General features: G+C 58.7%; 21 protein-coding genes and 1 riboswitch. Of the genes, 14 read left to right on the top strand and 7 right to left on the bottom strand.

Annotated features, from left to right (window positions below; translation table 11 throughout):
- Nucleotides 1-26: 26 nt before the first annotated feature.
- Genes ftsY through OLX72_RS00300 form a run of 3 tightly spaced genes read left to right on the top strand, consistent with a single transcriptional unit; the run spans nucleotide 27 to nucleotide 2,960 of the window.
- On the top strand, nucleotides 27-1,391 hold the full coding sequence (gene ftsY, locus OLX72_RS00310) for a signal recognition particle-docking protein FtsY (RefSeq protein ID WP_433989520.1): 1,365 nt from the start codon (nucleotides 27-29) through the stop codon (nucleotides 1,389-1,391).
- A 39-nt stretch (nucleotides 1,392-1,430) separates the two neighbouring features.
- Nucleotides 1,431-2,333, top strand: coding sequence for an EamA family transporter (locus tag OLX72_RS00305; protein ID WP_114869390.1), 903 nt, complete (start codon nucleotides 1,431-1,433; stop codon nucleotides 2,331-2,333).
- A 9-nt stretch (nucleotides 2,334-2,342) separates the two neighbouring features.
- Nucleotides 2,343-2,960: an inner membrane-spanning protein YciB gene (locus tag OLX72_RS00300; protein WP_433989519.1), complete on the top strand. Its 618-nt coding sequence runs from the start codon at nucleotides 2,343-2,345 to the stop codon at nucleotides 2,958-2,960.
- Nucleotides 2,961-3,051: 91 nt separating this feature from the next.
- On the opposite strand, the gene OLX72_RS00295 is transcribed toward OLX72_RS00300, so the two are convergent.
- A complete protein-coding gene (locus OLX72_RS00295; RefSeq protein ID WP_114869392.1) occupies nucleotides 3,052-3,762 on the bottom strand; it encodes a glutathione S-transferase N-terminal domain-containing protein in 711 nt (236 codons plus the stop codon).
- A gap of 441 nt (nucleotides 3,763-4,203) precedes the next feature.
- Here OLX72_RS00295 and OLX72_RS00290 point away from each other — a divergent pair, with 441 nt between their 5' ends.
- Together OLX72_RS00290 and OLX72_RS00285 are read left to right on the top strand one after the other, a co-directional pair.
- Nucleotides 4,204-4,440 (top strand): helix-turn-helix transcriptional regulator, encoded by a 237-nt coding sequence (locus tag OLX72_RS00290; RefSeq protein WP_433989518.1) that lies wholly within the window; start codon nucleotides 4,204-4,206, stop codon nucleotides 4,438-4,440.
- Nucleotides 4,437-4,610, top strand: coding sequence for a hypothetical protein (locus tag OLX72_RS00285; protein WP_433989517.1), 174 nt, complete (start codon nucleotides 4,437-4,439; stop codon nucleotides 4,608-4,610). The genes OLX72_RS00290 and OLX72_RS00285 overlap by 4 nt, the downstream gene beginning before the upstream one ends.
- Before the next feature lie 368 nt (nucleotides 4,611-4,978).
- Here OLX72_RS00285 and OLX72_RS00280 read toward each other — a convergent pair whose 3' ends face one another.
- The 3 genes from OLX72_RS00280 to OLX72_RS00270 form a co-directional block, all read right to left on the bottom strand.
- Nucleotides 4,979-6,655 carry an amidohydrolase family protein gene (locus OLX72_RS00280; RefSeq protein ID WP_433989516.1) on the bottom strand — a complete coding sequence of 559 codons (1,677 nt, stop codon included), beginning with the start codon at nucleotides 6,653-6,655 and terminating at the stop codon, nucleotides 4,979-4,981.
- Nucleotides 6,656-7,392: 737 nt separating this feature from the next.
- On the bottom strand, nucleotides 7,393-7,791 hold the full coding sequence (locus OLX72_RS00275) for a pyrimidine dimer DNA glycosylase/endonuclease V (RefSeq protein ID WP_433989515.1): 399 nt from the start codon (nucleotides 7,789-7,791) through the stop codon (nucleotides 7,393-7,395).
- Between the two features lie 57 nt (nucleotides 7,792-7,848).
- The gene (locus OLX72_RS00270; protein ID WP_433989514.1) at nucleotides 7,849-8,880 is read right to left on the bottom strand and encodes a tyrosine-type recombinase/integrase; all 1,032 of its coding nucleotides are present in this window, start codon (nucleotides 8,878-8,880) and stop codon (nucleotides 7,849-7,851) included.
- A 137-nt stretch (nucleotides 8,881-9,017) separates the two neighbouring features.
- Nucleotides 9,018-9,095: riboswitch (SAM riboswitch) on the top strand.
- Nucleotides 9,096-9,155: 60 nt separating this feature from the next.
- Here OLX72_RS00270 and metZ point away from each other — a divergent pair.
- A complete protein-coding gene (gene metZ / locus OLX72_RS00265) occupies nucleotides 9,156-10,337 on the top strand; it encodes an O-succinylhomoserine sulfhydrylase (RefSeq protein WP_114869393.1) in 1,182 nt (393 codons plus the stop codon).
- Here metZ and OLX72_RS00260 read toward each other — a convergent pair.
- Together OLX72_RS00260 and OLX72_RS00255 are read right to left on the bottom strand one after the other, a co-directional pair.
- Nucleotides 10,334-11,587, bottom strand: a complete 1,254-nt coding sequence (locus OLX72_RS00260) for a M24 family metallopeptidase (protein WP_433989513.1) — start codon at nucleotides 11,585-11,587, stop codon at nucleotides 10,334-10,336. The genes metZ and OLX72_RS00260 overlap by 4 nt on opposite strands.
- Complete coding sequence (locus OLX72_RS00255) at nucleotides 11,584-12,372, bottom strand: HalD/BesD family halogenase (RefSeq protein WP_114872140.1); 789 nt, start codon at nucleotides 12,370-12,372, stop codon at nucleotides 11,584-11,586. The genes OLX72_RS00260 and OLX72_RS00255 overlap by 4 nt, the downstream gene beginning before the upstream one ends.
- Before the next feature lie 107 nt (nucleotides 12,373-12,479).
- Between OLX72_RS00255 and OLX72_RS00250 the strand changes: the two genes are divergently transcribed.
- From OLX72_RS00250 to OLX72_RS00225, 6 genes are all read left to right on the top strand, one after another.
- Nucleotides 12,480-13,346 (top strand): LysR family transcriptional regulator, encoded by an 867-nt coding sequence (locus OLX72_RS00250; protein WP_114869395.1) that lies wholly within the window; start codon nucleotides 12,480-12,482, stop codon nucleotides 13,344-13,346.
- Between the two features lie 96 nt (nucleotides 13,347-13,442).
- Nucleotides 13,443-14,546, top strand: coding sequence for a GTP cyclohydrolase FolE2 (gene folE2, locus OLX72_RS00245; RefSeq protein ID WP_114872141.1), 1,104 nt, complete (start codon nucleotides 13,443-13,445; stop codon nucleotides 14,544-14,546).
- Between the two features lie 244 nt (nucleotides 14,547-14,790).
- On the top strand, nucleotides 14,791-15,114 hold the full coding sequence (locus tag OLX72_RS00240) for an antifreeze protein (RefSeq protein ID WP_433989512.1): 324 nt from the start codon (nucleotides 14,791-14,793) through the stop codon (nucleotides 15,112-15,114).
- Between the two features lie 22 nt (nucleotides 15,115-15,136).
- Nucleotides 15,137-15,907, top strand: coding sequence for a hypothetical protein (locus OLX72_RS00235; RefSeq protein WP_433989511.1), 771 nt, complete (start codon nucleotides 15,137-15,139; stop codon nucleotides 15,905-15,907).
- A gap of 132 nt (nucleotides 15,908-16,039) precedes the next feature.
- On the top strand, nucleotides 16,040-17,488 hold the full coding sequence (locus tag OLX72_RS00230) for a TrkH family potassium uptake protein (protein WP_433989510.1): 1,449 nt from the start codon (nucleotides 16,040-16,042) through the stop codon (nucleotides 17,486-17,488).
- Between the two features lie 29 nt (nucleotides 17,489-17,517).
- Nucleotides 17,518-19,095, top strand: coding sequence for a thiamine pyrophosphate-binding protein (locus OLX72_RS00225; RefSeq protein WP_433990486.1), 1,578 nt, complete (start codon nucleotides 17,518-17,520; stop codon nucleotides 19,093-19,095).
- Between the two features lie 19 nt (nucleotides 19,096-19,114).
- Here the strand turns inward: OLX72_RS00225 and OLX72_RS00220 are convergent, their stop codons facing one another.
- Nucleotides 19,115-20,881, bottom strand: coding sequence for a serine protease (locus OLX72_RS00220; protein WP_433989509.1), 1,767 nt, complete (start codon nucleotides 20,879-20,881; stop codon nucleotides 19,115-19,117).
- 187 nt (nucleotides 20,882-21,068) lie between these two features.
- Here OLX72_RS00220 and OLX72_RS00215 point away from each other — a divergent pair, with 187 nt between their 5' ends.
- Together OLX72_RS00215 and OLX72_RS00210 are read left to right on the top strand one after the other, a co-directional pair.
- Nucleotides 21,069-21,998 (top strand): glycine--tRNA ligase subunit alpha, encoded by a 930-nt coding sequence (locus tag OLX72_RS00215; RefSeq protein ID WP_114869400.1) that lies wholly within the window; start codon nucleotides 21,069-21,071, stop codon nucleotides 21,996-21,998.
- Nucleotides 21,998-22,513, top strand: a complete 516-nt coding sequence (locus tag OLX72_RS00210; RefSeq protein ID WP_205389085.1) for a DUF6446 family protein — start codon at nucleotides 21,998-22,000, stop codon at nucleotides 22,511-22,513. Before OLX72_RS00215 ends, OLX72_RS00210 begins: the two co-directional genes overlap by 1 nt.
- Nucleotides 22,514-22,526 lie beyond the last annotated feature (13 nt).

Below are 22,526 nucleotides of genomic sequence, written 5' to 3'. Positions count from 1 at the left end.
GAAATCAACCGAGTGGCGGAGGGTGCATGTCGTTTTTCAAAAAACTCAAAGACCGGTTGTTCAAATCGTCGTCCAAGATTGATGAAGGTCTGGACGCCATCATGGAAGATGGCGGCACCGAAGAAGAAATTCCGGAAACGGACGAAAGCCCTGTTGCCATTGCCCCGGAACCGGGAGACCGCATTCCAGATCCAGATCCAGATCCAGATCCAGATCCAGATCCAGATCCAGATCCAGATCCAGATCCAGATCCAGAGCCAGAGCCAGAGCCAGAGCCAGAGCCAGAGCCAGAGCCAGAGCCAGAAGTGGTTGCACCAAAGCCCGCGATGGAGTCCGTTCAACCGGAACCGGAACCGGAACCGGAACCGGAACCGGAACCGGAACCGGAACCGGAACCGGAACCGGAACCGGAACCGGAACCTGAACCTGCCGCGTCGCAGCCGGTCACGCTGGCACGTCCCGAACCGATGGCAACGCGGGAACCCGAACCGGTGGCGGAAAAATCGACCGGCCTTCTGGGCCGTCTGTTCAGGCGTGGTGAAAAGACAACCGTGGTCCGCCGCGTGCTGGACGACGACATGCTGGAACAGCTGGAAGAACTGCTGATTTCGGCGGATATGGGCGTTGATACCGCGTTGCGTGTGACCGCCAACATGGCCGAAGGCCGTTTTGGCAAGAAACTGTCAGCAACCGAGATCAAGGAACTGCTGGCGCGCGAAATCGCCCGAATCATGGAGCCTGTCGCCAAGCCGATGCCGCTCTATCCGCACCGCCCGCAAGTGGTTCTTGTGGTGGGCGTGAACGGATCGGGCAAAACCACAACCATCGGCAAACTGGCCAGCCAGTTCCGTGCTGCCGGCAAGAAAGTGGTGATCGCCGCAGGCGATACCTTCCGTGCGGCTGCGGTGGAACAACTGCAGGTCTGGGGCGAACGGGCCGGTGTGCCGGTCCTGACAGCGCCCGAAGGGTCCGATCCGGCCAGTCTGGCCTTTGACGCGATGACCAAGGCGCAACAGGACGGCGCCGATCTGTTGATGATCGACACGGCGGGGCGGCTGCAAAACCGCGGCGACCTGATGGAAGAACTGGCCAAGATCGTGCGCGTGATCCGCAAGAAAGACCCCAGCGCGCCGCACAACACCTTGCTGGTGCTGGATGCCACGACAGGTCAGAACGCGCTGAACCAGGTCAAGATCTTTCAGGAAGTATCCGATGTGTCGGGGCTGGTGATGACCAAGCTTGACGGCACAGCCAAGGGTGGCGTTCTGGTGGCGCTGGCCGATAAATTCGGCCTGCCCATTCATGCGATCGGTGTTGGCGAACAGATCGACGATCTGGATGCGTTCGACCCCGAAGACTTCGCCGCCGCACTGACCGGGCTCGACAGGTGATCGAGTCCAACGCCCGAACCCGTCAGGCCATTCACGCGTATGGGTGACTGGTTCGTCGCGCTGGAAGGCACCGAGGCCGGCCATCAACTGGCGCTTGGGCTGGCCATTCTTGCGGCTTTTTTGCACGCGGTGTTCGGGGCCTTGCAAAAGGGGCGGCATGATCCGTGGCTGACGCGCGGCGCGATCGATATATCCTATTGCCTGATGGCCGCTCCCTTTGCCCTGTTTGTGGTGCCCTGGCCCGAGCCGCACATGTGGATCATCTTTGCCACCGCTTTTGCAATTCACCTTGTTTACAAGATGTTGCAGGCGCAGGCCTATACCAAGGGGGCCTATACGGTTGTTTATCCGGTGGTGCGCGGCATGGGCCCGCTGTTCACGGTGATCGGGGCCTATTATCTTTTTGGCGAAGTGTTCACCGGCGTGCAGTGGATGGGCATTGCGGTACTGTTATGCGGCATATTCGGGTTGGCCGTCTATAATCTGATGTTTCTGGAAACCGAGAGGGACACGCTGAAACTGGCGTTGTTTCTGGCGGTTCTGACGGGCCTGTTCGTGGCACTTTATACGACCTATGACGCCTATGGCATCCGCGCGACGGCCAACCCCTTTACGTTTCTGGCATGGTTTTTCATGTTTGACGGGATGGTGATGCCGTTCATCGCCTATGCCCGCTGGCGCAACATGCCCAACCCGCCCGCCATCGCCCCGCTGATGGCGCGCGGCGTGTTCGGCGGACTGACCGCTTTTCTGAGTTTCGGATCGATCATGCTGGCCACGCGTCTGGACAAGGTCGGCGAAGCGGCGGTGTTGCGCGAAACATCGACCGTATTTGCCGCCCTGATCGGATGGCTTGTGCTGAAGGAAACCGTCGGACCGCGGCGCATTTTTCTGATGGCGCTTATTGCACTTGGGGCCGTGATCGTTGAGATGGGCGGATAGGAGCATGAAATGAATGACGCAAAACAGATCAACCCTGTTCTCAAGCAGGTGCTGGAGCTTGGCCCGACGCTTGTTTTTTTCGGGATCTACCTGCTGATCCGCGATGAAACCTATCAATGGAACGGCACCGAGTATTCAGGTTTTATCGTTGCGGCGCTGGTGTTCGTGCCGATCCTTCTGGTTTCAATGGGCATTCTGTGGGCGCTGACCGGCCAGCTGAGCCGGATGCAGGTCTTCACCGCCTTTATGGTGATCTTTTTTGGCGGTCTGACCGCGTGGTTCAATGACGAGCGGTTCTTCAAAATGAAAACCACGCTGGTTTACGGTACGTTTTCGGCCCTTTTGGGTATCGGGCTTTTGCGCGGACAATCCTATCTGGCCTATGTGATGGCCGAGGTGATGCCGATGCAGCACGAAGGCTGGATGATCCTGACCAGAAGGTTGTGTCTGGGCTTTGCGGTGCTGGCGGTTGCCAACGAAATCATCTGGCGCACGATGTCGACCGATATGTGGGTCAAGATCGAAACCTTCGGCTTTCCCATCGCGCTGATGGCGTATTTGTGGTGGCAGATCATGGCGCTGCAAGGCTACATGATCGATACCGACAACGACGATCAGGGACAATGACGTGCCTGCGGCGTGACACCTTTTTTGTCACCTTCGGTGAAAGTATTTTTGAAAAGATGAAGGCGGGCGGTGCGCCTGTTTTGGGTCAGGATCAGCCCTTTTTGAATAGAACGTCCTGGGCCGACCGCTGGTCTTTGGAGGCCAGATTGGTGCGCAGTTCGGCGGCCAGAGCGCGGCCGCGTTGTACGGCAGGGCGGGCGGCGACGCTGTCCAGCCATCTGGCAAAATGGGGCTTGTCATCCAGCGTTTGCTGCTGCCCTTCCCAAAGCGAGGCCCAGGGCCAGATGGCCATATCGGCGATGGAATAGTCCGGTCCGGCGACAAATTCGTTCTGTTCCAGCTGTCTGTCCAGCACACCGTAAAGGCGCGCGGTTTCATTGCGATACCGGTCCTTGGCATAGGGCAGATCATTGGGGGGATCCATCGCGGGGGCGTATTTCAGAAAATGGTGCGCTTGCCCCGCCATCGGGCCAACCCCGCCCATCTGCCACATCAGCCATTGTTCGATTGCGACCCGGTCGCGTTCGGTTTGTCCGCCGAACTGGCCGGTCTTTCGCGCCAGATATTGCAGGATCGCGCCGCTTTCAAAGATTGAAACCGGGGCATCATCTGGGCCGGCAGGATCGACGATCGCCGGCATCCTGTTGTTTGGCGCGATTTTCAGAAACTCGGGTTTGAACTGGTCGCCCGCACCGATATTGACCAGATGCAGGGTGTAGGGCAGGCCCATTTCTTCCAGCGCGATCGAGATTTTCCAGCCATTCGGCGTGGGCCAGTAATATAGATCGATCGGATTTTGCATTGGGATGGCCCTTTCATTTCGAGTGTTGCGCCTATGGTGGCGTATTTTGCGCCCGTCGCAAGGGCAGAGACGACAGGAATGCGGTGCATGGCAAAGACAGCGCAAAACCGGCGTGACCGGCCTGCTTCCCGGCTGCGATATCCAGAGAGTGTGACGACCACGCAGTGTTGACGCGGCGCGCGGCGCGCAGTATCGGTTTTATGTGGCGATTTGTTACCGGATTAAGTAATTATTTAACTATCTCAATAACTTGTAAACCCTTTGTATCAGCCTCGTATCACTTAGTTTTAGAAAATATGCTGCTTGACTGTTTCGTGCTTAGTCGCCATGTTCTGTGCATCTCCACACGGAGCGGCTACTGGCGGTGAAAAAGCCTGTTGAGCTGTACTGCGCAGAACCAAGGGGTGGCTCCCTTATCACGATACTGTCGAGGATGTTGCCATGCGTTTGCATGATCACCTCGGCGTAATTTGTGAAGACGAATTCGCCGAACTCACCGAACTTTCAACTTCTACGTTGCGCCGTTGGCGTCACGAGAAGCGCGCGCCCATGCCTGTTCGCTTGGGTAATGCTTGGTTCTACTTCCTTGACGACATTCAAACTGAGCTGATGCGTCTGCGGTCGCAGGCGTCACCTGTCGATACGCGGTCGAGTGCCGCACAAGGAGAAACGACATGACTAAAGACGATAGCAAAACGACAAAATCCGATGCTGCTGCTGCTGCTGCTGAGGGCGTTGCTCTTGCACAGAAACTGAACGAATGGCTGTCAGCCAATCCGGAGTTTCATCTCAAGCGTAGCGGGAAAGAAGCGGTTATCATCACTCACCACGTGAAAGAGTATCGCTAGTTTAAGAAAACGATCCTGTCGTTAACTGATCCATATATCCCATTACCTCTTTGGGACGAGGTTAACGACAGGATCCTCGATACACCGACGCTTGCCAACGAGCTATGCTGACGCCCACCATAGTTCATAAATTAGTTATAACCGGGGATGCTTCGAGACGAGCCCGAGTTCCGCAAAGCGTTGTGGCTTGCAGATTCCAGAAATGCGCTGCCGAGGTTGGAAGGACGGCTTTCGGCCGTGAACTTGTGTTTCCCGATCCTTGTTGAACTCCTTGCTCTTTCTCTCCTGCAGGGTCCTCGACCCTGCAGGGTCGTCCTCAACGTGTCAGAAAGCTGCCGATCCTGTTGCTGCTATGCCGACGCTCCTCGTCACATGCAGCAGGGGATGACCCGGGGGTCGTAGACCGGCTGCGAGTTCGGAATGCCGCCGCCGAAATCCTGTGGGACGGCGTAGAAGGCCTGCGCCCACGCCTCGACGTCCAGCGGCTCGAACAGGCTTTCCCGCGGCTCGTGGCGGATCGGCTGGCCCGGATTGACGTCGCGCAAGACCTCGCCGCCATCGACAACCACCGTGCCGTTCACGATCACGAAGGGAATGCCCGAGGACGGCAGGTTGCCCTGAGCATAGGTCGCGTTGTCGGTGACCGTCTCGGGGTCGAACACCGTGATGTCAGCGACCATCCCCTCCTGCATCCGGCCGCGCTCCTCCATCGCCTGCAGCCCCGTCAGGCCGAGCGGCCGCGCGGAGTTCCAGCTGAGCTGCGCGAGGCTCTGCATCAAAGGGATCCCGTTCTCGCGCCCCAGGCGCAGCGTCAGCGCGCAGGATCCGGCCCCGCGCGGGTGACTGTTGGGCAGATCTTCGAACGGCGTGTCCCAGGTGATGCTGCCGTCGAGGATCGGCATGCCGTCCGACGCGATCGCCACGCCCGGCATTCGCAGCCAGTCGACGATGGCGCTCTCCGGCATCTTGTAGACCAGTACGAGCCGTGCGGGCTCGCGCGCGATCATCTCGGAGCGGCTCTCCGCCGTGTACCACTCACCGGTGAGTGCGTCCTGGATGGTTGTCTCGTATTCGTAGCCGAGCTGGTCGACCCAGACCTCCGGCTCGAGGAAGACGGCGTTGAGCGCCGTCGAGCCCGCAGCGTAAGGATAGAGCTCGCCCCAGACGTTCATGCCCCGCCCCCGCATACCCACGAGCAGCTCGTGCACGAGGTTGTAGCCGGGGTTGTTGAAGTGGCAGGCGATGGCCGGGGCGCCGAGCGCGGCGGCGTTCGCCAGCATCTCCTGGATGCCGTTCGACTCGGTTGTGTCGGTGCCGGGCGTGTAGCGGAAATGGAAACCGCAGGGCCGCCCGTAGCGCGCGGCGACGCGCTGGATCTCGTAGACCTCGCGCGCCGAGGCGCCGTCGCGCATGTAGCCGAGCGTCGAGCCGATGCCGGCGGCCCCCGCGGCGAGGCCGGCGTCGAGCAAGCGCAGGATCTCGTTGCCCTGTTCGAGGTCCGGGCGGGCCAGGGACCAGCCGGTCTTGTCCGAGCCCCGGTGGTTCAACATCTCGGGTGCATCTTCCGTCGTGATGCCGTCGAGAACCTGCGTCCGCGCGAATTCGTGCGCGGTGGCGCAGCCGTAGTTGATCTGGTTGGCACCGGCGCGTGCAGCATACCAGCTGTCCACCAGCGGCCCGTGGGTGCCGATCTCGAGATCCATGACGGTCGTGCGCCCATCGAGCAGCGCGAGCTTGTTGCCCATGGGCCGGGGCCAGTGAAAATGCGTGTCGATGAAGCCGGGTGCGACGACATGGCCGCTCGCGTCGATCTGCCGGCCGCCCTCGAGGGGGTCGGTCGTGATGGCGACGATCCGGCCATCCTTAACGCCGACATTGGCGATCTGATCGAACCCCGTCTCCGGGTCCATCACGCGGCCCCCGCGAAGCACGAGGTCGAACCCCTCCGTCACCTGCGCGACCGCGCTTCCCGCGGCGCTGAGCGTGACCGCCCCCGCCGCCGCCGCCGCGTTGAACTCCCGGCGGGTCATCTCACTGTTGCTCATGTCTTCCATCTCCTATGTTTGCCCTGTCGAAGCGGGCCAAAAATCGATTTCCTCATACCCCTTCACGATGCCAAATGCAGCTGACCGATTTTGCCAGCGTAGGAATTGACCCTCGAATTCCGAATGCGGCGTATCAAAATTCTGCCTATCAATCCGACATTGCGCAAGTGGCCTGCCGTATGACGTGGCAATTGCCGGGAACTACTTGCTGAGCAAGTATTTTTCAACTCGCACGGCGTCTGCGGTCGCACCAGCGTCTGGAATTGGGCGGATTGGGCCGCGTAACCGCGGCCTCCTTACCCATCGACCCTTCGGCAAGGACGAAATGCCTGTCAGGCCAATACGCCGTATCGCAACAGTAAAGTTCGCTTCGTCCCGCACTTCAGACCAACACAGTTTGCGGACACCCCCGGTGACAATGATCCACAATTTTCAGAAGAAATGAACGATTCCTGCCCAACTAAGACGTTCGTGGTTAGTGCAGCGAATGACTGGTTCCCGCCGATGCTTCCGAGTGGCTCCGCAGTTGCAGCGTATAGTGAGCACGTGCGGCGAACGGCCGAAAGGTCCCGCATAGCGGCCTCTCAACTGCCCGTGCGTTAAGGTCCGCTTTGACCAGCTCGGCTGCTTCTCACCATGTCCGCTTTGGGCTGGAAGCAGTCATCTGGGGGGGAAGTATGCCTCCCGTTACCTAGTTCGTTTTACACGGTCTCCGCGCTCAGCACTGGCAGCCCAGATTAAACGGGCCATACGTATGGCAAATCGTTTGGCACATCGGGGCAGTGCTGGCGATAGTGCGCTGGCGACTTGCGAACCAAGTTTGACTGATGGCTGAGGTGAAATCGACCGTCGCCTAGCCAGCTTGGTAGGTCAACATCGCAGCCGACCTCGTAGAACCCGATGTTGTGGCGATAGCCTCGGCTGATCCATTCTTCAGAAACGATGTTGTAGTAGAGTTTGAGCGCATCGATGTGATCGGCCCACATGCGTGTCGCTGGATGATTGACCCACCCACGCGATCTGCCCTCAAGAGCATTTAGTATCTGTCTGCACTCGACGCGCTGTTTGCCTAGCCGTTTGTAGTCGAGGCATTGTGCCGAAGCTGTGAAGTCGGGGTATGGTAGAAACGTTTGCATGTATTAAAATAAATTCTTGATACATAATCGTAAACCATTGATTGCGAACGATAGATGTTAGCTGATCCCAAGCGACTGTGCCTGCTCATGCACCTGCGCAGCTGACAGATGTGTGTAACGTTTCAGCATGGCCCAATCGCTGTGCGACGTAACAATCGACACCATCGGGATCGTCATGCCGGATGCGATCAGGCGTGAGGCGCAGTAGTGTCGCAAAGAGTGAAACACCAAACCGTTCAGCCCAAGTTCGTGCATGGTAGCCGTAAACTGCTTGCCGACGCTCCTGCCATCGAAATCGAAGATCAGATCGTTTGGTGAACGGCCCTCGCACCGGCTATGCAAGATCGCCAGCGTTTCGTTGGTCAGGATCGGAATGGTTGCATCACGTTTATGAACTGGATGTTTTCGCTGGCGGATCGTCAGCTCACGGCGGTTGTGGTCGAAATCGCCAACAGTCACACGAACGATCTCACCGCGCCTCATGGCTGTGTCAGCAGCTACGCGCACGATTTCGTGCATAGGCACCTTGCCTTTGCGCCAAGTGCTTTTGAAATAGCCAATGATACGCTCAACCTCAGCATCAGTCGGGATGCGATCGCGGGTTCTGGGCTTAGTCTTATGCCCCGACAAACGCAGATGTATGCGAACCTCCGAGAAGATACTGGCAGGAAGGTCCAGACGCTTCGCTACTCTGCCCCATTTGTAGACCCGCCCCAACGTGGAGACGTAGACGCAAGCAGTCGATGCTTCGTTGCCGTCTGCCATACGTCGCTCTGCCCATTCTAGACATTGCACAAAGCCGAAGTCGCTCAGCCGGTAGTGACCGACATCACGGCGACTGACACGCAGAATGGAGCGCGTCGTTCCGTTGCGCATCATGCCAGCAGCTTCAAACGCGTCGATCAGTTCTGCGATAGTCGCCGCTTTGGGTGCGACGTATCCGTGAGCAGCGATTTCGTGTGCCCTGCGCTCAACTGATGCAGCCCATGCTTCAGCCTCACGACGTGATCCGAAGGTTTTACACCTCGTCGTTCCAGACCGCCTGACCAGTGCTCGGTAGCGATTCCCTCTCTTCATTATTGACGCCATTGGCTCTCCTTTGTATCAGTCGCACCGTGTTTGATGCGTGTTGGCTGCGTATCAATCCTGTATCACTTGCGTGTGCAGCGGGTGATGCTTGCAAAGTAGCTGGGCCAAAAACATTAACGATTTGAATAACTTAAGCATAGCACACCCGTGGCGATTTGAATACCGGATTGCGGGCCACGTTAAACAAGCCGCTAAAAGGTCAGGATGAGGGACCCCCTTTCGCTTGACCGCGACGGGGGTTTTTTATTGGGCGCAAGCGCCCGGAGGACGATCAGATGAGCGAGACCTGGAACAGCCGCACCAAAGCCGTACACAGCGGCACAAGACGCAGCCAGTACGGCGAAGTGAGCGAGTCGATATTCCTGACGCAGGGCTTTGTCTATGACAGTGCCGAAGCGGCAGAGGCACGGTTTGTCGAAGCCGGGCGCGAGGAATTCATCTATGCCCGCTATGGCAACCCGACAGTTGCGATGTTCGAAGACCGGATTGCGGCACTGGAAGGCGCCGAGGACGGGTTTGCCACGGCCAGCGGCATGGCGGCTGTCAGCGGCGCGCTGACTGCGATGTTGCGTGCGGGCGATCATGTAGTGGCGGCGCGCGCGCTGTTCGGATCCTGTCTTTATGTGCTGGAAGAGGTGCTGACCCGTTTTGGGGTCGACGTGACGTTTGTCGACGGCACAGACCTTTCGCAATGGCAGAATGCTCTGCGCCATGACACCAAGCTGGTGTTCTTTGAATCGGTATCCAATCCGACGCTGGAAGTGATTGATATTCGCGCTGTTTCGGACATGGCGCACAGGGTCGGCGCGCAGGTGGTTGTCGACAATGTGTTTGCCACCCCGGTGTTTTCGCGCGCCTTCGAACAGGGGGCGGATGTGGTTGTGTATTCGGCCACCAAACATATCGACGGGCAGGGGCGTGCGCTGGGCGGCGTGATCCTTGGGCGGCGCGATTTCATTCGCGGCACTGTTGAACCCTACATGAAGCACACCGGCGGCTCGATGAGCCCTTTTACGGCGTGGATCATGCTGAAAGGCCTTGAAACCATGCATTTGCGGGTAAATGCGCAGGCAGATACGGCTCTGGCAATCGCCAGTGCACTGGACGGGCACAGCGCATTGGCGCGGGTGATTTACCCGGGCCACCCCGCCCATGCGCAGCATGAACTGAGCCAGGCGCAGATGATCAAGGGCGGCACCGTTCTGTCGATTGATCTGGCCGACGGACAAGAGGCGGCGTTCCGGTTCCTGAATGCGCTGAGCCTGTGCACGATTTCCAACAATCTGGGGGATGCGAAAACCATCGTGACGCATCCGGCCACCACGACGCATCAGCGCCTGCCCGAAGATCAGAAACAGGCGCTGGGAATCACCCGCGGGCTGGTGCGGATTTCGGTGGGGATCGAGGATCAGGGCGATCTGATCGCGGATATCACGCAGGCACTGGCGGCGTCCTAGACATCTTCCCAGGGGAAACTGTCCAGCCGTTCGGTGCCGCAGTGGGTGATCAGAACCTGGGTTTCCAGCTTGACGCTTTCGCTATGCGCGTCGGCGATCAGGCTTTCGACACAGATAACCTGACCCGCCTCGAACGTGCCGCTTTGGCTGTCGGCAAAATCGGGATGCAGGGCGATCACCGGCCATTCGTCGGCCATGCCCACACCGTGGGCCGCAAGCGAATAGCGGTAGGGCTGGTAGGCGGGCGGGATTTGCCAGCTTTTGGCGTTGAACTCGGCAAAACTCAGCCCCGGTTCTATCAATGCCAGATTATGTTCGATCTGGTCGCGGGCGGCACTGTAAATGCGTCGCTGCTCATCATTCATCGGGGTGTAGCCGCAGGTCCATGACCGGCTCAGATCGGCGCAGTATCCGTAGGGACCGATCATGTCGGTATCAAAGGCGATCATTTCACCCTTTTGGCAGGGGCGCGACGAACATTCCCGATACCACGGTTTGGTGTTGGGGCCACAGGTCAGCAATTTGGTTTCCAGCCAGTCCCCGCCAGAGCGTGCGTTTTCGAAATGCAGATGCGCCCACAGTTCGGTTTCAGTCGCGCCCGGAACGGAATGGTCGTAAATACGGGCCATTCCGGCCTCGCAGACGCGGATGGTCCAGCGCATCAGTTCGATTTCATCTGCCGATTTGATGGCGCGGGCGATTTCGGTGATCTGGCCTGCATCAATGATCGTGATGCCGCGCGATTGCAGGGCATAAACGCCTTCGGGTTCCATCCGGTCGACGCCAAGACGCAAGTTGCCGCCGCCGTGTTCGCGCAGGGTCTGGGCGATTTCGTCGGCCCAGCGGTTCAGTCGGTCATGTGATTTGTCGCCTGCGGCCATGAACATCCAGGCAATCGAATTGCGCAACTCGTCTATGCCATCCAGCCCGTCGTTCAGGTGTTCACAGCCCTTGAATTCGAACATGATGCCCGGACCACCGGTCAGGATCATCGCGTAGCGCATCGGGTTGTGTGCCGTCCAGACGCCCATGTTGGAACAGTCAACCGCGTACCGGATGTTGACCGGATCGTACAAAAGCAGGCCAGCCACATCATATTCGCCCAGGACCGTGCGCAACCGCGCCAACCGGTAGGCCCGCGCGCGTTCCAGAACATCCTGGGATACCGGGCTTTTCAGCGGGCGATCGGCGCCTTCGCTGTTCAGGTATCCCAGCTTGCGATCATCCTTGAAAGGGGGGTCAACGTTCATGATGCGCGCCCGTAAAAACCGATCCGCTCTTCCTGCGAAAAGGTGACGCCGGGGCGGTCGTAAAACGAAAACACGGCGATCACTCGGGCTGTGTCGCCCTGCACCGGGGTCACGCGGTGGGCCGTGTTCTTGCCGCGAAAGACGTTCAATGTGCCGGGCGTGAGGGTAATGCTTTTGACCATTTCGTCCTGTCCGGTCAGCAATCGCGCGACACCATCATAATTCGGGTCATCATCCGAACGCAGATCGGTTCTGTATTCGAAATCGCCACCCTGTTCGGGCGCTTGCAACAGCAGCGTCGTGGTGAATTCCGAGCGGTCGAAATGCCAGTTCAGCGCTTGCCCTGCGTGATAGGACATCACGTTCACGCGGGCCAACGGATCGCGCATCACGAAAAGCTCTGGCTTGTGCATCGTGGCGGCCAGAAATGCCGCGAATTCGGGCCATTCGTAAAGCCCAAGCAGATACGACGTTGCAATCTGATCCGCACACAGGGTTCTGTTGGATGTTTCACACAGCCGCAGTGCCGGGTGATCCGACGCCAGTCCGGGAATGTCTTTCCTGAAATAGATGTTGTGGGATCGTGTATGACAAAAGGCGTTTTCGGCAAACTGGCCCTGCATCTGCGCCACGGCTTTGTCGGCCGCATCCAGCCGCATCAGACCGGGCAGGTTGAACATGCCTGTTTGTGCCAGTTCGCCGCGGCAGTGCGCGACAAGACGATGCCAGCCGGGGCTGTGCGGCTGATCCAGCGGATAGGTTTCAAGATCGATGATATCGCGCATACCGCACCCTTCCATGCTTTGGGGTTCCACATCTTTGACTGCCGAACGCGTTTTCCACCACTGCAAAAATTCTTGGTATCCCCTAGATTTTCTTTAATACTGCAGTGATGAAACTGCCCCCGCTGAATGCCTTGCGCGCCTTTGAATGCGCCGCCCGATCCAGCAGTTTTGCTGCCGCAGGGCGCGAGTTGGGTGTGACTTCTGCAGCGGTAAGCCAGCAGGTCCGGAATCTGGAAACCTGGCTGAACCGAAAGCTGTTCGAACGGCACAACAACCAGATCCGCCTGACCGATGCAGGGCGCGATTATTACACGAATGCCGCCGCCGCATTATCGGATATCGCGCAGTTCACCCAAGCCCTGACCGAAGGGGGCAAAGGCATACCGCTGGTGATCAGCGCCACTGAAACACTGGCGCAGTTCTGGCTGCCTGCGCAGTTGGAACGGTTTTCAACCTTGTTTCCCGACATTCCGGTCGTTGTCCGGGTCGAACATGATCCGGTTGATATGGAAGGCGACGGAATTGATATTCGCCTGACCTATGGTGGCGAATTGCCGGATTACCAGATTACCCCGCTATTCACCGATGCGCTGGTCCCGGTTGCAGCTGATCCCCGCTTTGATCTGGCGACAGGCCGTCTGATCCATGTTGACTGGGGGGCGGCGATTAGCAGTGTGCCGCGATGGGCGCACTGGATTGCCAATCACGGGCCGGTTCGTGATCGGGGGGCAGGGGTGGACGTTACGGTCGCGTCAGTCGCTTCGGCCATCGCAATGGCCGAAGCGGGTGTTGGCGCTGCTCTTGTGCCGCGCAGCATGGTTTTGGGCCACGTCAACGCTGCCCGGCTGGCCTGTCTGTCCGATGCCGTCATCGAACTGCCACGTCCGTTTGTTATGATTTCGGCACATTACAAGAACAGAAGCCGGCGCATGAAAAGTTTCCAGAAGATGCTGGCCATGTCGGATTCAGATTGATCCGGTCGCAGGGTGCGCGCGTAAACACTTGTGAATGGATTTTAATACATGGAACCATTATGTATGTGGTTCGATGATTTCAAAGGGGTTGTACCGTTGAACCTTCACGCGCCTGATCTGACTGCCTTGCCTGATGCCGACGACGCCCAAGCGGCACTGGATGTATTGCGTCAATGGGCGGCCCAAGCCAGCCCGGCGGATATCGCGCAACTTGACCCGTCGCTTGCGGCCCTGATCCCGGCATCCGGTCTGACGGATTATCCGGCCCTGTCCCGCGAATACCCCGAAGCTTTCACGGTCGATGCAACCTACAAGGCCGGATTGCCCGATCTGCAAAACGGCCCCAGCAGCCTGATCCGCGGCGCGCGCCGCCAAATCCAGCATGTCGGAATTTCGAATTTTCGGTTGCCCATCCGGTTTCACACCCGTGACAATGGCGATCTGACACTTGAAACCTCGGTCACCGGGTCTGTCAGCCTTGACGCGGACAAGAAGGGCATCAACATGTCGCGCATCATGCGCAGCTTTTACAAACAGGCCGAACGCACGTTCAGCTTTGAAGTGATCGAAGCCGCACTTGATGATTACAAAACCGATCTGGACAGCTTTGATGCGCGCATCCAGATGCGGTTTTCCTTTCCGGTCAAAATGGACAGTCTGCGCTCGGGGTTAAGCGGATATCAGTATTACGACATAGCGCTGGAACTGGTTGAGCAGAACGGTGTACGTTCAAAAATCATACATCTGGACTATGTATACTCGTCAACTTGCCCGTGTTCGCTTGAACTATCCGAACATGCGCGCATTACGCGCGGCCAATTGGCGACACCCCATTCGCAACGCTCTGTCGCGCGCATTTCGGTCGAACTGGACAGTGCCGCAAACTGTCTCTGGTTCGAGGATCTGATTGATATGTGCCGTCGCGCGGTGCCCACCGAAACACAGGTGATGGTCAAACGCGAAGACGAACAGGCCTTTGCGGAACTGAACGCCGCCAATCCGATTTTTGTGGAAGACGCGGCGCGTCTGTTCTGTGAACAGCTTCAGGCAGATGTGAGGGTAGGGGATTTCCGTATCATCGCCAGCCATCAGGAAAGCCTGCACAGCCATGATGCGGTCAGCGTTCTGACAGAGGGCGGTATGTTCGCAAGCACGAGCCTTGATCCCAAACTGTTCAGCACGCTGTTCCACGTCGGATAAGATCGCGGACGTTTCCAACGTTGATGCGGCGTGCAGTCCCACCGGGCCCAATCTGGGCAGAACCCGCATGAAAGCCCAGATTGACACTTAATGCCGCAGTGCAGCATTTTTATCTGTCATCAATAGAAAAACTGCGTATGGTTGACCTTGATTTGGTCGATAAAAGGCGGTTTTCGATGGCAAGGCAAGATTTTTCGGTCAGACTCGCGCGACTGCTGCGATGCAGCAAGAACCGGTGTGCTGAATGAAGCACCCTTCACCCGCCGACATCGCAACCTTGTGGGTATCCTATGCAACGCTGATCACCGAAGCGCACAGTGTTGTGGCCTACAGGCTGATGGGTATGGGTGGGGCCTGGTCCGTGCCACGGGGCGAAAACCACGCCATGCTGCGTGAAAAGGGGCCGGCCTTTACCGAAGCAATGGTGGCCAGCACCATGACAGCCATCGAGGGCGGGGCCCCCGACAAAATTATGGCCGCCGCGATCAAACCATTGTCCAAAAAGGCCAGATCCAACCGGAAACGGCTGGCGCGGCGCGGCCCCACAACTCTCAGACTTAGCAAATGAACGACATGATCGGAGATTTGAAATGATCCCTATGACACATCCATTGGCCTTTTCCGCCGCCTGCCTGAAACTGGCAGGCTACACATGGGCCAGCAATCTGAAAGCCTCGCAAATCGTGATGCAGTCAATCAGGAACGCGCCGCTTGTCTGGTTGCCAACAACCCCTGACGCGCCCGCCAGCGCGCCGAAACCTGCGGTTTCTGCCGCCCCCAAACCGCGCAAACCCCAGCGCAAGGCGAAACCGGTGCGCCAGAAACCGTCGCGGGTGGTGGCCACAACACCCAAACCGGACGCCAAGCCTGTCAAAGTCGTCAAAACCGCTGCGGCAAAGCCTGTTAAAGCCAAAATCAAACCAAAACCGGTGGTTGCCAAACCTGTCGCACAGCCTGAGCCTGTTGCAAAAGCTGTGGTTGCGCCGACGCCAACGCCCGTTGCGAAAACCGCTGCGCCTGCACCGGCACAGGTTGAAAAACCGGTTGCAGCGCCCGCGCCTGCACCTGCTGCACAGCCCAAGGTCGCTGCGCCCGCCGCACCAGCGCCAAAATCTGATGCAGCGCCAAAACCCGTGCCCGCCGCGAAGGCCGCCGATGCCCCGGTAAGCCCGGCCAAACCTGCGGTTCCTGCCGCAACGCCTGAACGGAGCACACCATCGAACGCGAAGGCCGCAGTCAAACGGCCCCGCGCCCCGTCCATGCCGCCTGCGTTGCCCGCTGCATTGAACGCGCAATCGGTGGACGCCGGGAAAGACGAAACAAAGGCCAAGATCAGTCTGGCCAAGCCACCCGCCAAGTAAGACGGACGCCCCCGATCACACGTCACGCCCGACCCTCTTGTGGCGTGACGAAGGGCGCCAGGCGGGGCGTTCGTCGAATGGGCTGCTGTCCCTGCTTGACAGTCGGCTGTCCTGCGGCCAACCCTGCGCCTCATGATTGACCTGCGCCCTGTCGGATATGTGATCGGCCTGTTGGTGGCCATGCTGGGCCTGACCATGCTGTTGCCATTGCTGGTCGATCTGGCCGAGGGGCGCGAACATTGGCCCGTTTTCCTTGAAAGTTCCGTTATTACAATGCTTTGCGGCGGGTTGATCGCGCTGGCATGTGCCAACGGCGTGCGCGAAGGCCTGACAATCCAGCAAACCTTTTTGCTGACCACTGGCGTCTGGCTGACCCTGCCTTTGTTCGGCGCGATCCCGTTTGTGTTCGGCGCGACCGAAGCACGGTTTGTAGATGCTTTCTTTGAGGCGATGTCGGGCCTGACCACAACGGGATCAACGGTTTTCTCTGGATTGGAAGACCTGCCCAAGGGATTGTTGTTGTGGCGCGGCATTTTGCAGTGGCTGGGGGGCATCGGTATCATCGTTGTGGCGATGGTGTTCCTGCCGGAACTGCGTGTCGGCGGGATGCAGATTTTCCGCTCGGAAGGCTTTGATACTTTTGGAAAAATTCTGCCAAGGGCGACCGAAATTTCCAGCCGGATTTCGGTGATCTACATCGGCCTGACACTGGCCTGCGCCATTGCCTATATCAGCACCGGCATGAATGCGTTTGATGCCACCGTGCACGCCATGACCACAATCGCGACGGGCGGGTTTTCCAATTACGATGCATCCTTCGCCAGCTTTACCGGAATGACCGAATATGCGGCGGTGGCCTTTATGCTGCTGGCCGCATTGCCGTTTGTGCGGTTCGTGCAGTTGACTGCGGGATCCGCCCAGCCCCTGTTTCATGACAGCCAGATACGCGCATTCTTTGGCACCGCTGTTGTTCTGGTGCTGACCATCGTGTTCTGGAAAATGTTTCAGGCCGGCGAGGTGGGCGAGGAAATGTTTCGCAAGGCGCTGTTCAATACGGTGTCATTGCTGACGGGCACAGGCTATGCCAGCGCGGACTACATGATCTGGGGCGCCTTGCCGATTGCCGTTCTGTTTTTCACCGGGCTGATAGGCGGATGTGCGGGTTCAACGGCCTGTTCGATCAAGATTTTCCGCTATCAGCTGCTGTTCGCGTCGATCCGGGCCCAGCTATACAAGATCAGATCGCCCAACGGCGTGTTCACGCCACGTTATGATGGCAGGCCGGTCAGCGAAGACGTACTTGGCTCGGTGATGTCGTTTTTCATGTTCTTTGTCGTCACGCTGGGCGTGCTGGCTGTCGGGCTGGGGCTGACGGGGCTGGATTTCACGACATCCGTTTCGGGCGCGGCGGCGGCGCTGGCCAATATCGGGCCGGGTCTGGGGGATCAGATCGGCCCCGCCGGCAACTTTGCCGGTCTGAATGACACTGCAAAATGGATGCTAAGCGCGGCAATGCTGATCGGACGATTAGAGCTGCTGGCGGTTTATGCTATTCTTACCGTACAATTCTGGAGATCCTGAAAATGACAAGAAAAACCGCGGATACGGGTATGACACGCCCTTTGGGTGCCCAGATTTCGCATATGCTGAAAGATCGCGGAGTCGATGTGATTTTCGGCATTCCCGGCGTGCATAATCAGGAAATGTATCGCGGCATTCAGGAGGCCGGGATCACCCATGTTCTGGCGCGCCACGAACAGGGCGCAGGTTTCATGGCCGATGGCTATGCCCGCGCCACCGGAACGCCGGGTGTTGCCTATGTGATCACCGGACCGGGTGTGTGCAACATCATAACGCCGATGGGGCAGGCCAACAGCGATTCGGTTCCGGTGCTGGTGATTTCATCCTGTCTGGATGAAACCGCATCGCGTCAGGGACAGTTGCACCAGATGAAGGATCAGGAAATCGCCGCCGGTACGGTGTGCGACTGGTCCCATACCGCGCACAGCCCTGCTGCGGCCTATGGTCTGGTGGATCGTGCTTTCGAAGAATTCGCCACCCAGCGCCCGCGCGCGAAACATATTCAGGTGCCCATTGCCCAGCTCGAGGCCGATGCCGCCCCGGCAGAGCCGCCCAATATGCCCGGTTTGCGCGCCAAGGCCGGCCCGCCCGACATCAGCCCGCTTCTGTCGCTGCTGAACATCGCGCGCCGGCCGCTTTTCGTGTTCGGCGGCGGGGCGTGCAGCAATCTGTGGCGTCAGGTTCTGATACAGACCGGTGCGGCCTGTTTTCAGACCTATGCGGGGCGCGGATTTGCCGGTGCGGGCTATGATCTGGATTTCGGATCAACCCTCGCGCGGCCGGGCAGTGCTGATGTTATTGCCACGGCTGATCTGGTGATTGCTGTCGGCACCGAACTGGCCGAAGTCGATCTGTGGCGCGCCCATCTGGGGCACAGTGCGACCCTGATCCGGGTCGATATCGACCCTGTCAGCCTGTCTGATGATCAGCGCGCATCGGTCAAGCTGCTGGCCGATGCGGCGGATGTGGCCAAGGCCTTGTGGGCAGCAACCGAAAACAACACACCCGATACCAGATGGAGCGTTGCCGAAGTGGCCGAAGCACGGGCGCGCTGGCGTTCGGAAACCGATGCGGAACGCCCCGGTATCGTGCCAATCTGTGATGCGCTGCGTGCAGCCGTGCCGGACGATACGATGATCTATTCGGACATGACCCAGTTTGCCTATGTCGCCAAAGAGGTTTGGCCGATGACACGGCCCAAACACTGGCACCATCCCTATGGTTTCGGCACGCTGGGTTATGCGCTGCCCGCGGGTATCGGCGGGGCCGTGGCCCGGCGCGGCAAACCGACAATGGTGATCATCGGCGATTACGGGTTCCACTATACAATGCAGGAACTGGGTGTCGCGGTGGAACTGGGGCTTAGCCTACCCATCATTCTATGGGACAACGGCAAGCTGAAAGAGATTGAGGACAGTATGGTGCGCGCCCAGATCGCCCCCAATGCCGTCATTGCGCGAAACCCCGATTTTTGCAAGCTGGCCGAAGCGTTCGGCGCCCGCGCCACAACGCCTGCTACGCTTGAGGCATTACAGGCGGATGTGCGTGCAGCGTTCGATGCAGATGGCCCGACCCTGATTTACGTCACACCTGACATGACGCTTTAAGCACGGAATGTACGCTGTATCAGTCCCAGCAACTGACCAGAACGGTCATTCCGCTGGCCCGTTCGCGGATATCCTCGACCGGCAGGGGGTCGGACCGGTCGACGGCATTCACGCTTAATCCCGCGGCATCCAGCACGGTTTTGATCGCCGCACCGTTTACCGCAAAATTCACGTCTTCCGGCAATGTCTGATCAGAGTTGGAGCGCGGCAAAAGCATGCCCAGAAGATGCCCGCCAGTGTCCAGAACGGGGCCACCGGCATCGCCCGGCAACGGGGTCAGCGCAAGACGTTTGATCTGGTCTTCGCCAGCCAGCCCGCGCAGGTCGGACAGGGTGCCAAACGTTACCGTTGGCGCGCCCAGTATGCCTTCGTAGGAATATCCGCCCACGGCAACGTCTGATTGCAGACGTGGCACAGCACCGGCGAACCGCGCAACACCCAACGGGGCCAGCGCTGTTGCGGGCTGCACGACGGCAACGCCCAGTTTGGTGTCCAGCGTCAGTACGTTTGCATCATGTTCATCGTCCAGCGTGATACGGGTGCAGCTTTCCACCGCATCCGCGGTCGTCACAACCGTACCGGCACGATCCACAAAGAAACCGGATCGCGACAGGCGCGGTTTGCGCACCTCAAGGCCGGCGACCAGATCAATGCTTTGCTGAGCATCTGCACCGATGCTTGGGTCCAGAACACCGCCAAGGCGCGCGAAACTTTTCTGCATTTCGCCCAGAACGCGGCGGCGGCGTTCTTCATCACCAGCCGGCCAGACAAGCGTAAAACCCTTGATTTCGCCGTTTTCAAGCCATGCTTCGGTTTGCGAGATCATCATCCCGCTTTCCCCGATCAGGCGGAAACTGTCGCTGTCACGTTCGCGCGGCCCGGTCAGCGGCACGATTTCCAGCGTTTGCATGATGTCATAAAGGCCGAACAAAGTGGCCTGATCGCCAGCCTGACTGATCAGCAGAACCTGCGCATCAAGATCACCGGTTGCCGCGTAATGGGCAAAGGGTGGTTCGTATTTTTCAAAAGCAACTACGCCGGTTGGAATCATGATTTCGATCCCGGCCTGGGTGTCGCGCACCAGTTTCAGGTCCATTCCTTTCAGCACGGCATTGTACTGGTCCAGAAGCGCAGCGCGCTGCGCCGTTGTCAGGATACCCGTCGATTCGAACCCGTTGGCCTGCTGCCACGCGGCCATCGAATTGCGGGTACCGCGCCCGAACGCGCCATCAATCGTCGAATCGTAGAATCCGGCCCATTTCAACGCCACCTGAAGGGCTTCCCGATCCGGGCGCGACAGCTGCGCCTCGCTGCGGCGGGCCTCGGTTGGGGTTTCGTCGGCAGGGTCCGGTGTCGCCTGTATAATGGAAGGCAAATTCGCTTCGGGCTGGGGTAATGACGAAATCACCGGCGGCGCCAGCACGCCACGGTTCAGCAGGTTTTCACCCACCGGCCAGAACTGCTGGCGAAAGCTGGATGAAAACGCGATGAAACTGTCACGCGGGATCGTTCCTTCCGAACGGTACACCCTAAGAACCTGATTTGCGTCTTCACGGGCATAGGGGCCAAGTGCGATGGCATACCACCCGCTGGTCATGGCAAAACCGTTAACATCAGGCAATCTGGCGGCATAGGCGCGCGCGCGGTCCTGTGCCTCGGCAAGGCTGGGCTGCGCTTCGACCTGAACCCAGACAACATCGTTATCCTGTGCAAGTGCGCGATTGAAAGGTGCGCACACCAACAGGAAAACGGCTATGACGACCGGCGTGAAAAAATGCTTGAACAAGTGGACGGCCTCTGACGGGTGAAACTTGGCGTAATAAAGCAGGCTTTTAACCGAATTGCCATGATTTGCACGGCCAAATTACCGCTTCTGTCACAATTGACCCCGCCGGTGTGGCAGCTTAGGTAAGGCGCGCGTATATTCGGGGCCGGACGGGCTGCGATTTGCCGTCAACCAAAGGCCAAAACCGATGAACAGCACACCCAATCCGCCCCGGTCCTTTCAGGAAATTATCCTGCGCTTGCAGTCCTATTGGGCGGCGCGCGGCTGTGCCATGCTGCAACCCTATGACATGGAAGTCGGGGCCGGCACATTTCATCCCGCGACAACACTGCGCAGTCTTGGCACCCGGCCATGGGCGGCCGCTTACGTGCAACCCTCGCGCCGCCCTACAGACGGGCGCTATGGCGAAAACCCCAACAGATTGCAGCACTATTACCAGTATCAGGTGCTGATCAAACCCAGCCCGCCGGATTTGCAGGATCTTTATCTTGGATCACTGGCAGCCATCGGCATCGACATGGGAATGCACGATATCCGCTTTGTCGAAGACGATTGGGAAAGCCCGACACTGGGTGCGTGGGGCCTTGGATGGGAAGTGTGGTGTGACGGCATGGAAGTGTCGCAATTCACGTATTTTCAACAGGTTGGCGGACATGATTGCCACCCCGTTTCCGGCGAACTGACCTATGGTCTTGAACGGTTGGCGATGTATGTTCTGGGCGTGGATCACGTGATGGACATGCCGTTCAATGATCCCGATGCCCCGATCGCGCTGACCTATGGGGATGTGTTCAAACAGACCGAAGAAGAATACGCGCGCTGGAATTTCGATGTGGCCGATACATCCGTCCTGTTGCGCCATTTCGAGGAGGCCGAGGCCGAGTGCCGCGCCATACTGGAGCAGCCCAAAGACGATCCCAAGACCGGAAAGCGCATCATCATGGCGCATCCCGCCTATGATCAGTGCATCAAGGCCAGCCATATTTTCAATCTGCTGGACGCGCGCGGCGTGATCTCTGTCACTGAACGGCAGGCCTATATCGGGCGCGTGCGCGCGCTGGCCAAGGAATGCGCGGATGCGTTTGTGCAAACCGCTGCGGGCGGGCAGGCGGCCTGATGGGCAAGTTTCTGGTGGGTATGCTGGTGCTGATCGCCGCATTGGCGGGCGGTGCGATGTATTATTTGCAGGTTTACGGCTATTATGAAGAGGTGACGCCGGACGGCGTCGGTGATGTGCAAATGGCTCTGGCAGGCACAGAGCAGCCGCAAACCATCCCCTATGACGATTTCCGGGCCATTGATGCGCAATCCAGCCCGATCCGCTATCGTGCCTGTTTCACAACCGGTCTGGATCTGGAAACGGCTGGTGGCCTCTATGTTCCGTTGCAGGATGTAACGCCGCGCAATGCACCGGGTTGGTTTGACTGTTTTGATGCAGCCGCCATCGCGCAGGCTCTGGATGCGGGCACCGCACAGGTCTTTCTGGGCGCCAAGAACATCCGTTACGGTGTGGACCGCGTTGTCGCGATCACCGATGACGGGCGTGGTTATGTCTGGCACGAACTGAATGAATGTGGTGAAAAAGCCTATGACGGCACGGTGATCGGCGAAGAATGCCCGCCGCGCCCGTGAACCCAGTTAGGAT

This window comes from Sulfitobacter sp. TBRI5 (genome assembly GCF_051013555.1).
GTDB lineage: Bacteria > Pseudomonadota > Alphaproteobacteria > Rhodobacterales > Rhodobacteraceae > JL08.
Note: the sequence above shows the minus strand (reverse complement) of the source record. Positions and strands in the feature narration are given on the sequence as shown.

Excerpts from the sequence above, each read along its gene's own strand:
- OLX72_RS00215 (WP_114869400.1), top strand. The coding sequence starts at position 21,069 with ATGAACAGCACACCCAATCCGCCCCGGTCCTTTCAGGAAATTATCCTG.
- OLX72_RS00250 (WP_114869395.1), top strand. The coding sequence starts at position 12,480 with ATGAAACTGCCCCCGCTGAATGCCTTGCGCGCCTTTGAATGCGCCGCC.
- OLX72_RS00285 (WP_433989517.1), top strand. The coding sequence starts at position 4,437 with ATGACTAAAGACGATAGCAAAACGACAAAATCCGATGCTGCTGCTGCT.
- OLX72_RS00300 (WP_433989519.1), top strand. The coding sequence starts at position 2,343 with ATGAATGACGCAAAACAGATCAACCCTGTTCTCAAGCAGGTGCTGGAG.
- OLX72_RS00295 (WP_114869392.1), bottom strand. The coding sequence starts at position 3,762 with ATGCAAAATCCGATCGATCTATATTACTGGCCCACGCCGAATGGCTGG.
- OLX72_RS00270 (WP_433989514.1), bottom strand. The coding sequence starts at position 8,880 with ATGGCGTCAATAATGAAGAGAGGGAATCGCTACCGAGCACTGGTCAGG.
- OLX72_RS00225 (WP_433990486.1), top strand. The coding sequence starts at position 17,518 with ATGACACGCCCTTTGGGTGCCCAGATTTCGCATATGCTGAAAGATCGC.
- OLX72_RS00260 (WP_433989513.1), bottom strand. The coding sequence starts at position 11,587 with ATGAACGTTGACCCCCCTTTCAAGGATGATCGCAAGCTGGGATACCTG.
- OLX72_RS00230 (WP_433989510.1), top strand. The coding sequence starts at position 16,040 with ATGATTGACCTGCGCCCTGTCGGATATGTGATCGGCCTGTTGGTGGCC.
- OLX72_RS00275 (WP_433989515.1), bottom strand. The coding sequence starts at position 7,791 with ATGCAAACGTTTCTACCATACCCCGACTTCACAGCTTCGGCACAATGC.
- OLX72_RS00235 (WP_433989511.1), top strand. The coding sequence starts at position 15,137 with ATGATCCCTATGACACATCCATTGGCCTTTTCCGCCGCCTGCCTGAAA.
- OLX72_RS00305 (WP_114869390.1), top strand. The coding sequence starts at position 1,431 with ATGGGTGACTGGTTCGTCGCGCTGGAAGGCACCGAGGCCGGCCATCAA.
- OLX72_RS00240 (WP_433989512.1), top strand. The coding sequence starts at position 14,791 with ATGAAGCACCCTTCACCCGCCGACATCGCAACCTTGTGGGTATCCTAT.
- OLX72_RS00255 (WP_114872140.1), bottom strand. The coding sequence starts at position 12,372 with ATGCGCGATATCATCGATCTTGAAACCTATCCGCTGGATCAGCCGCAC.
- metZ (WP_114869393.1), top strand. The coding sequence starts at position 9,156 with ATGAGCGAGACCTGGAACAGCCGCACCAAAGCCGTACACAGCGGCACA.
- ftsY (WP_433989520.1), top strand. The coding sequence starts at position 27 with ATGTCGTTTTTCAAAAAACTCAAAGACCGGTTGTTCAAATCGTCGTCC.
- OLX72_RS00210 (WP_205389085.1), top strand. The coding sequence starts at position 21,998 with ATGGGCAAGTTTCTGGTGGGTATGCTGGTGCTGATCGCCGCATTGGCG.
- OLX72_RS00290 (WP_433989518.1), top strand. The coding sequence starts at position 4,204 with ATGCGTTTGCATGATCACCTCGGCGTAATTTGTGAAGACGAATTCGCC.
- OLX72_RS00280 (WP_433989516.1), bottom strand. The coding sequence starts at position 6,655 with ATGAGCAACAGTGAGATGACCCGCCGGGAGTTCAACGCGGCGGCGGCG.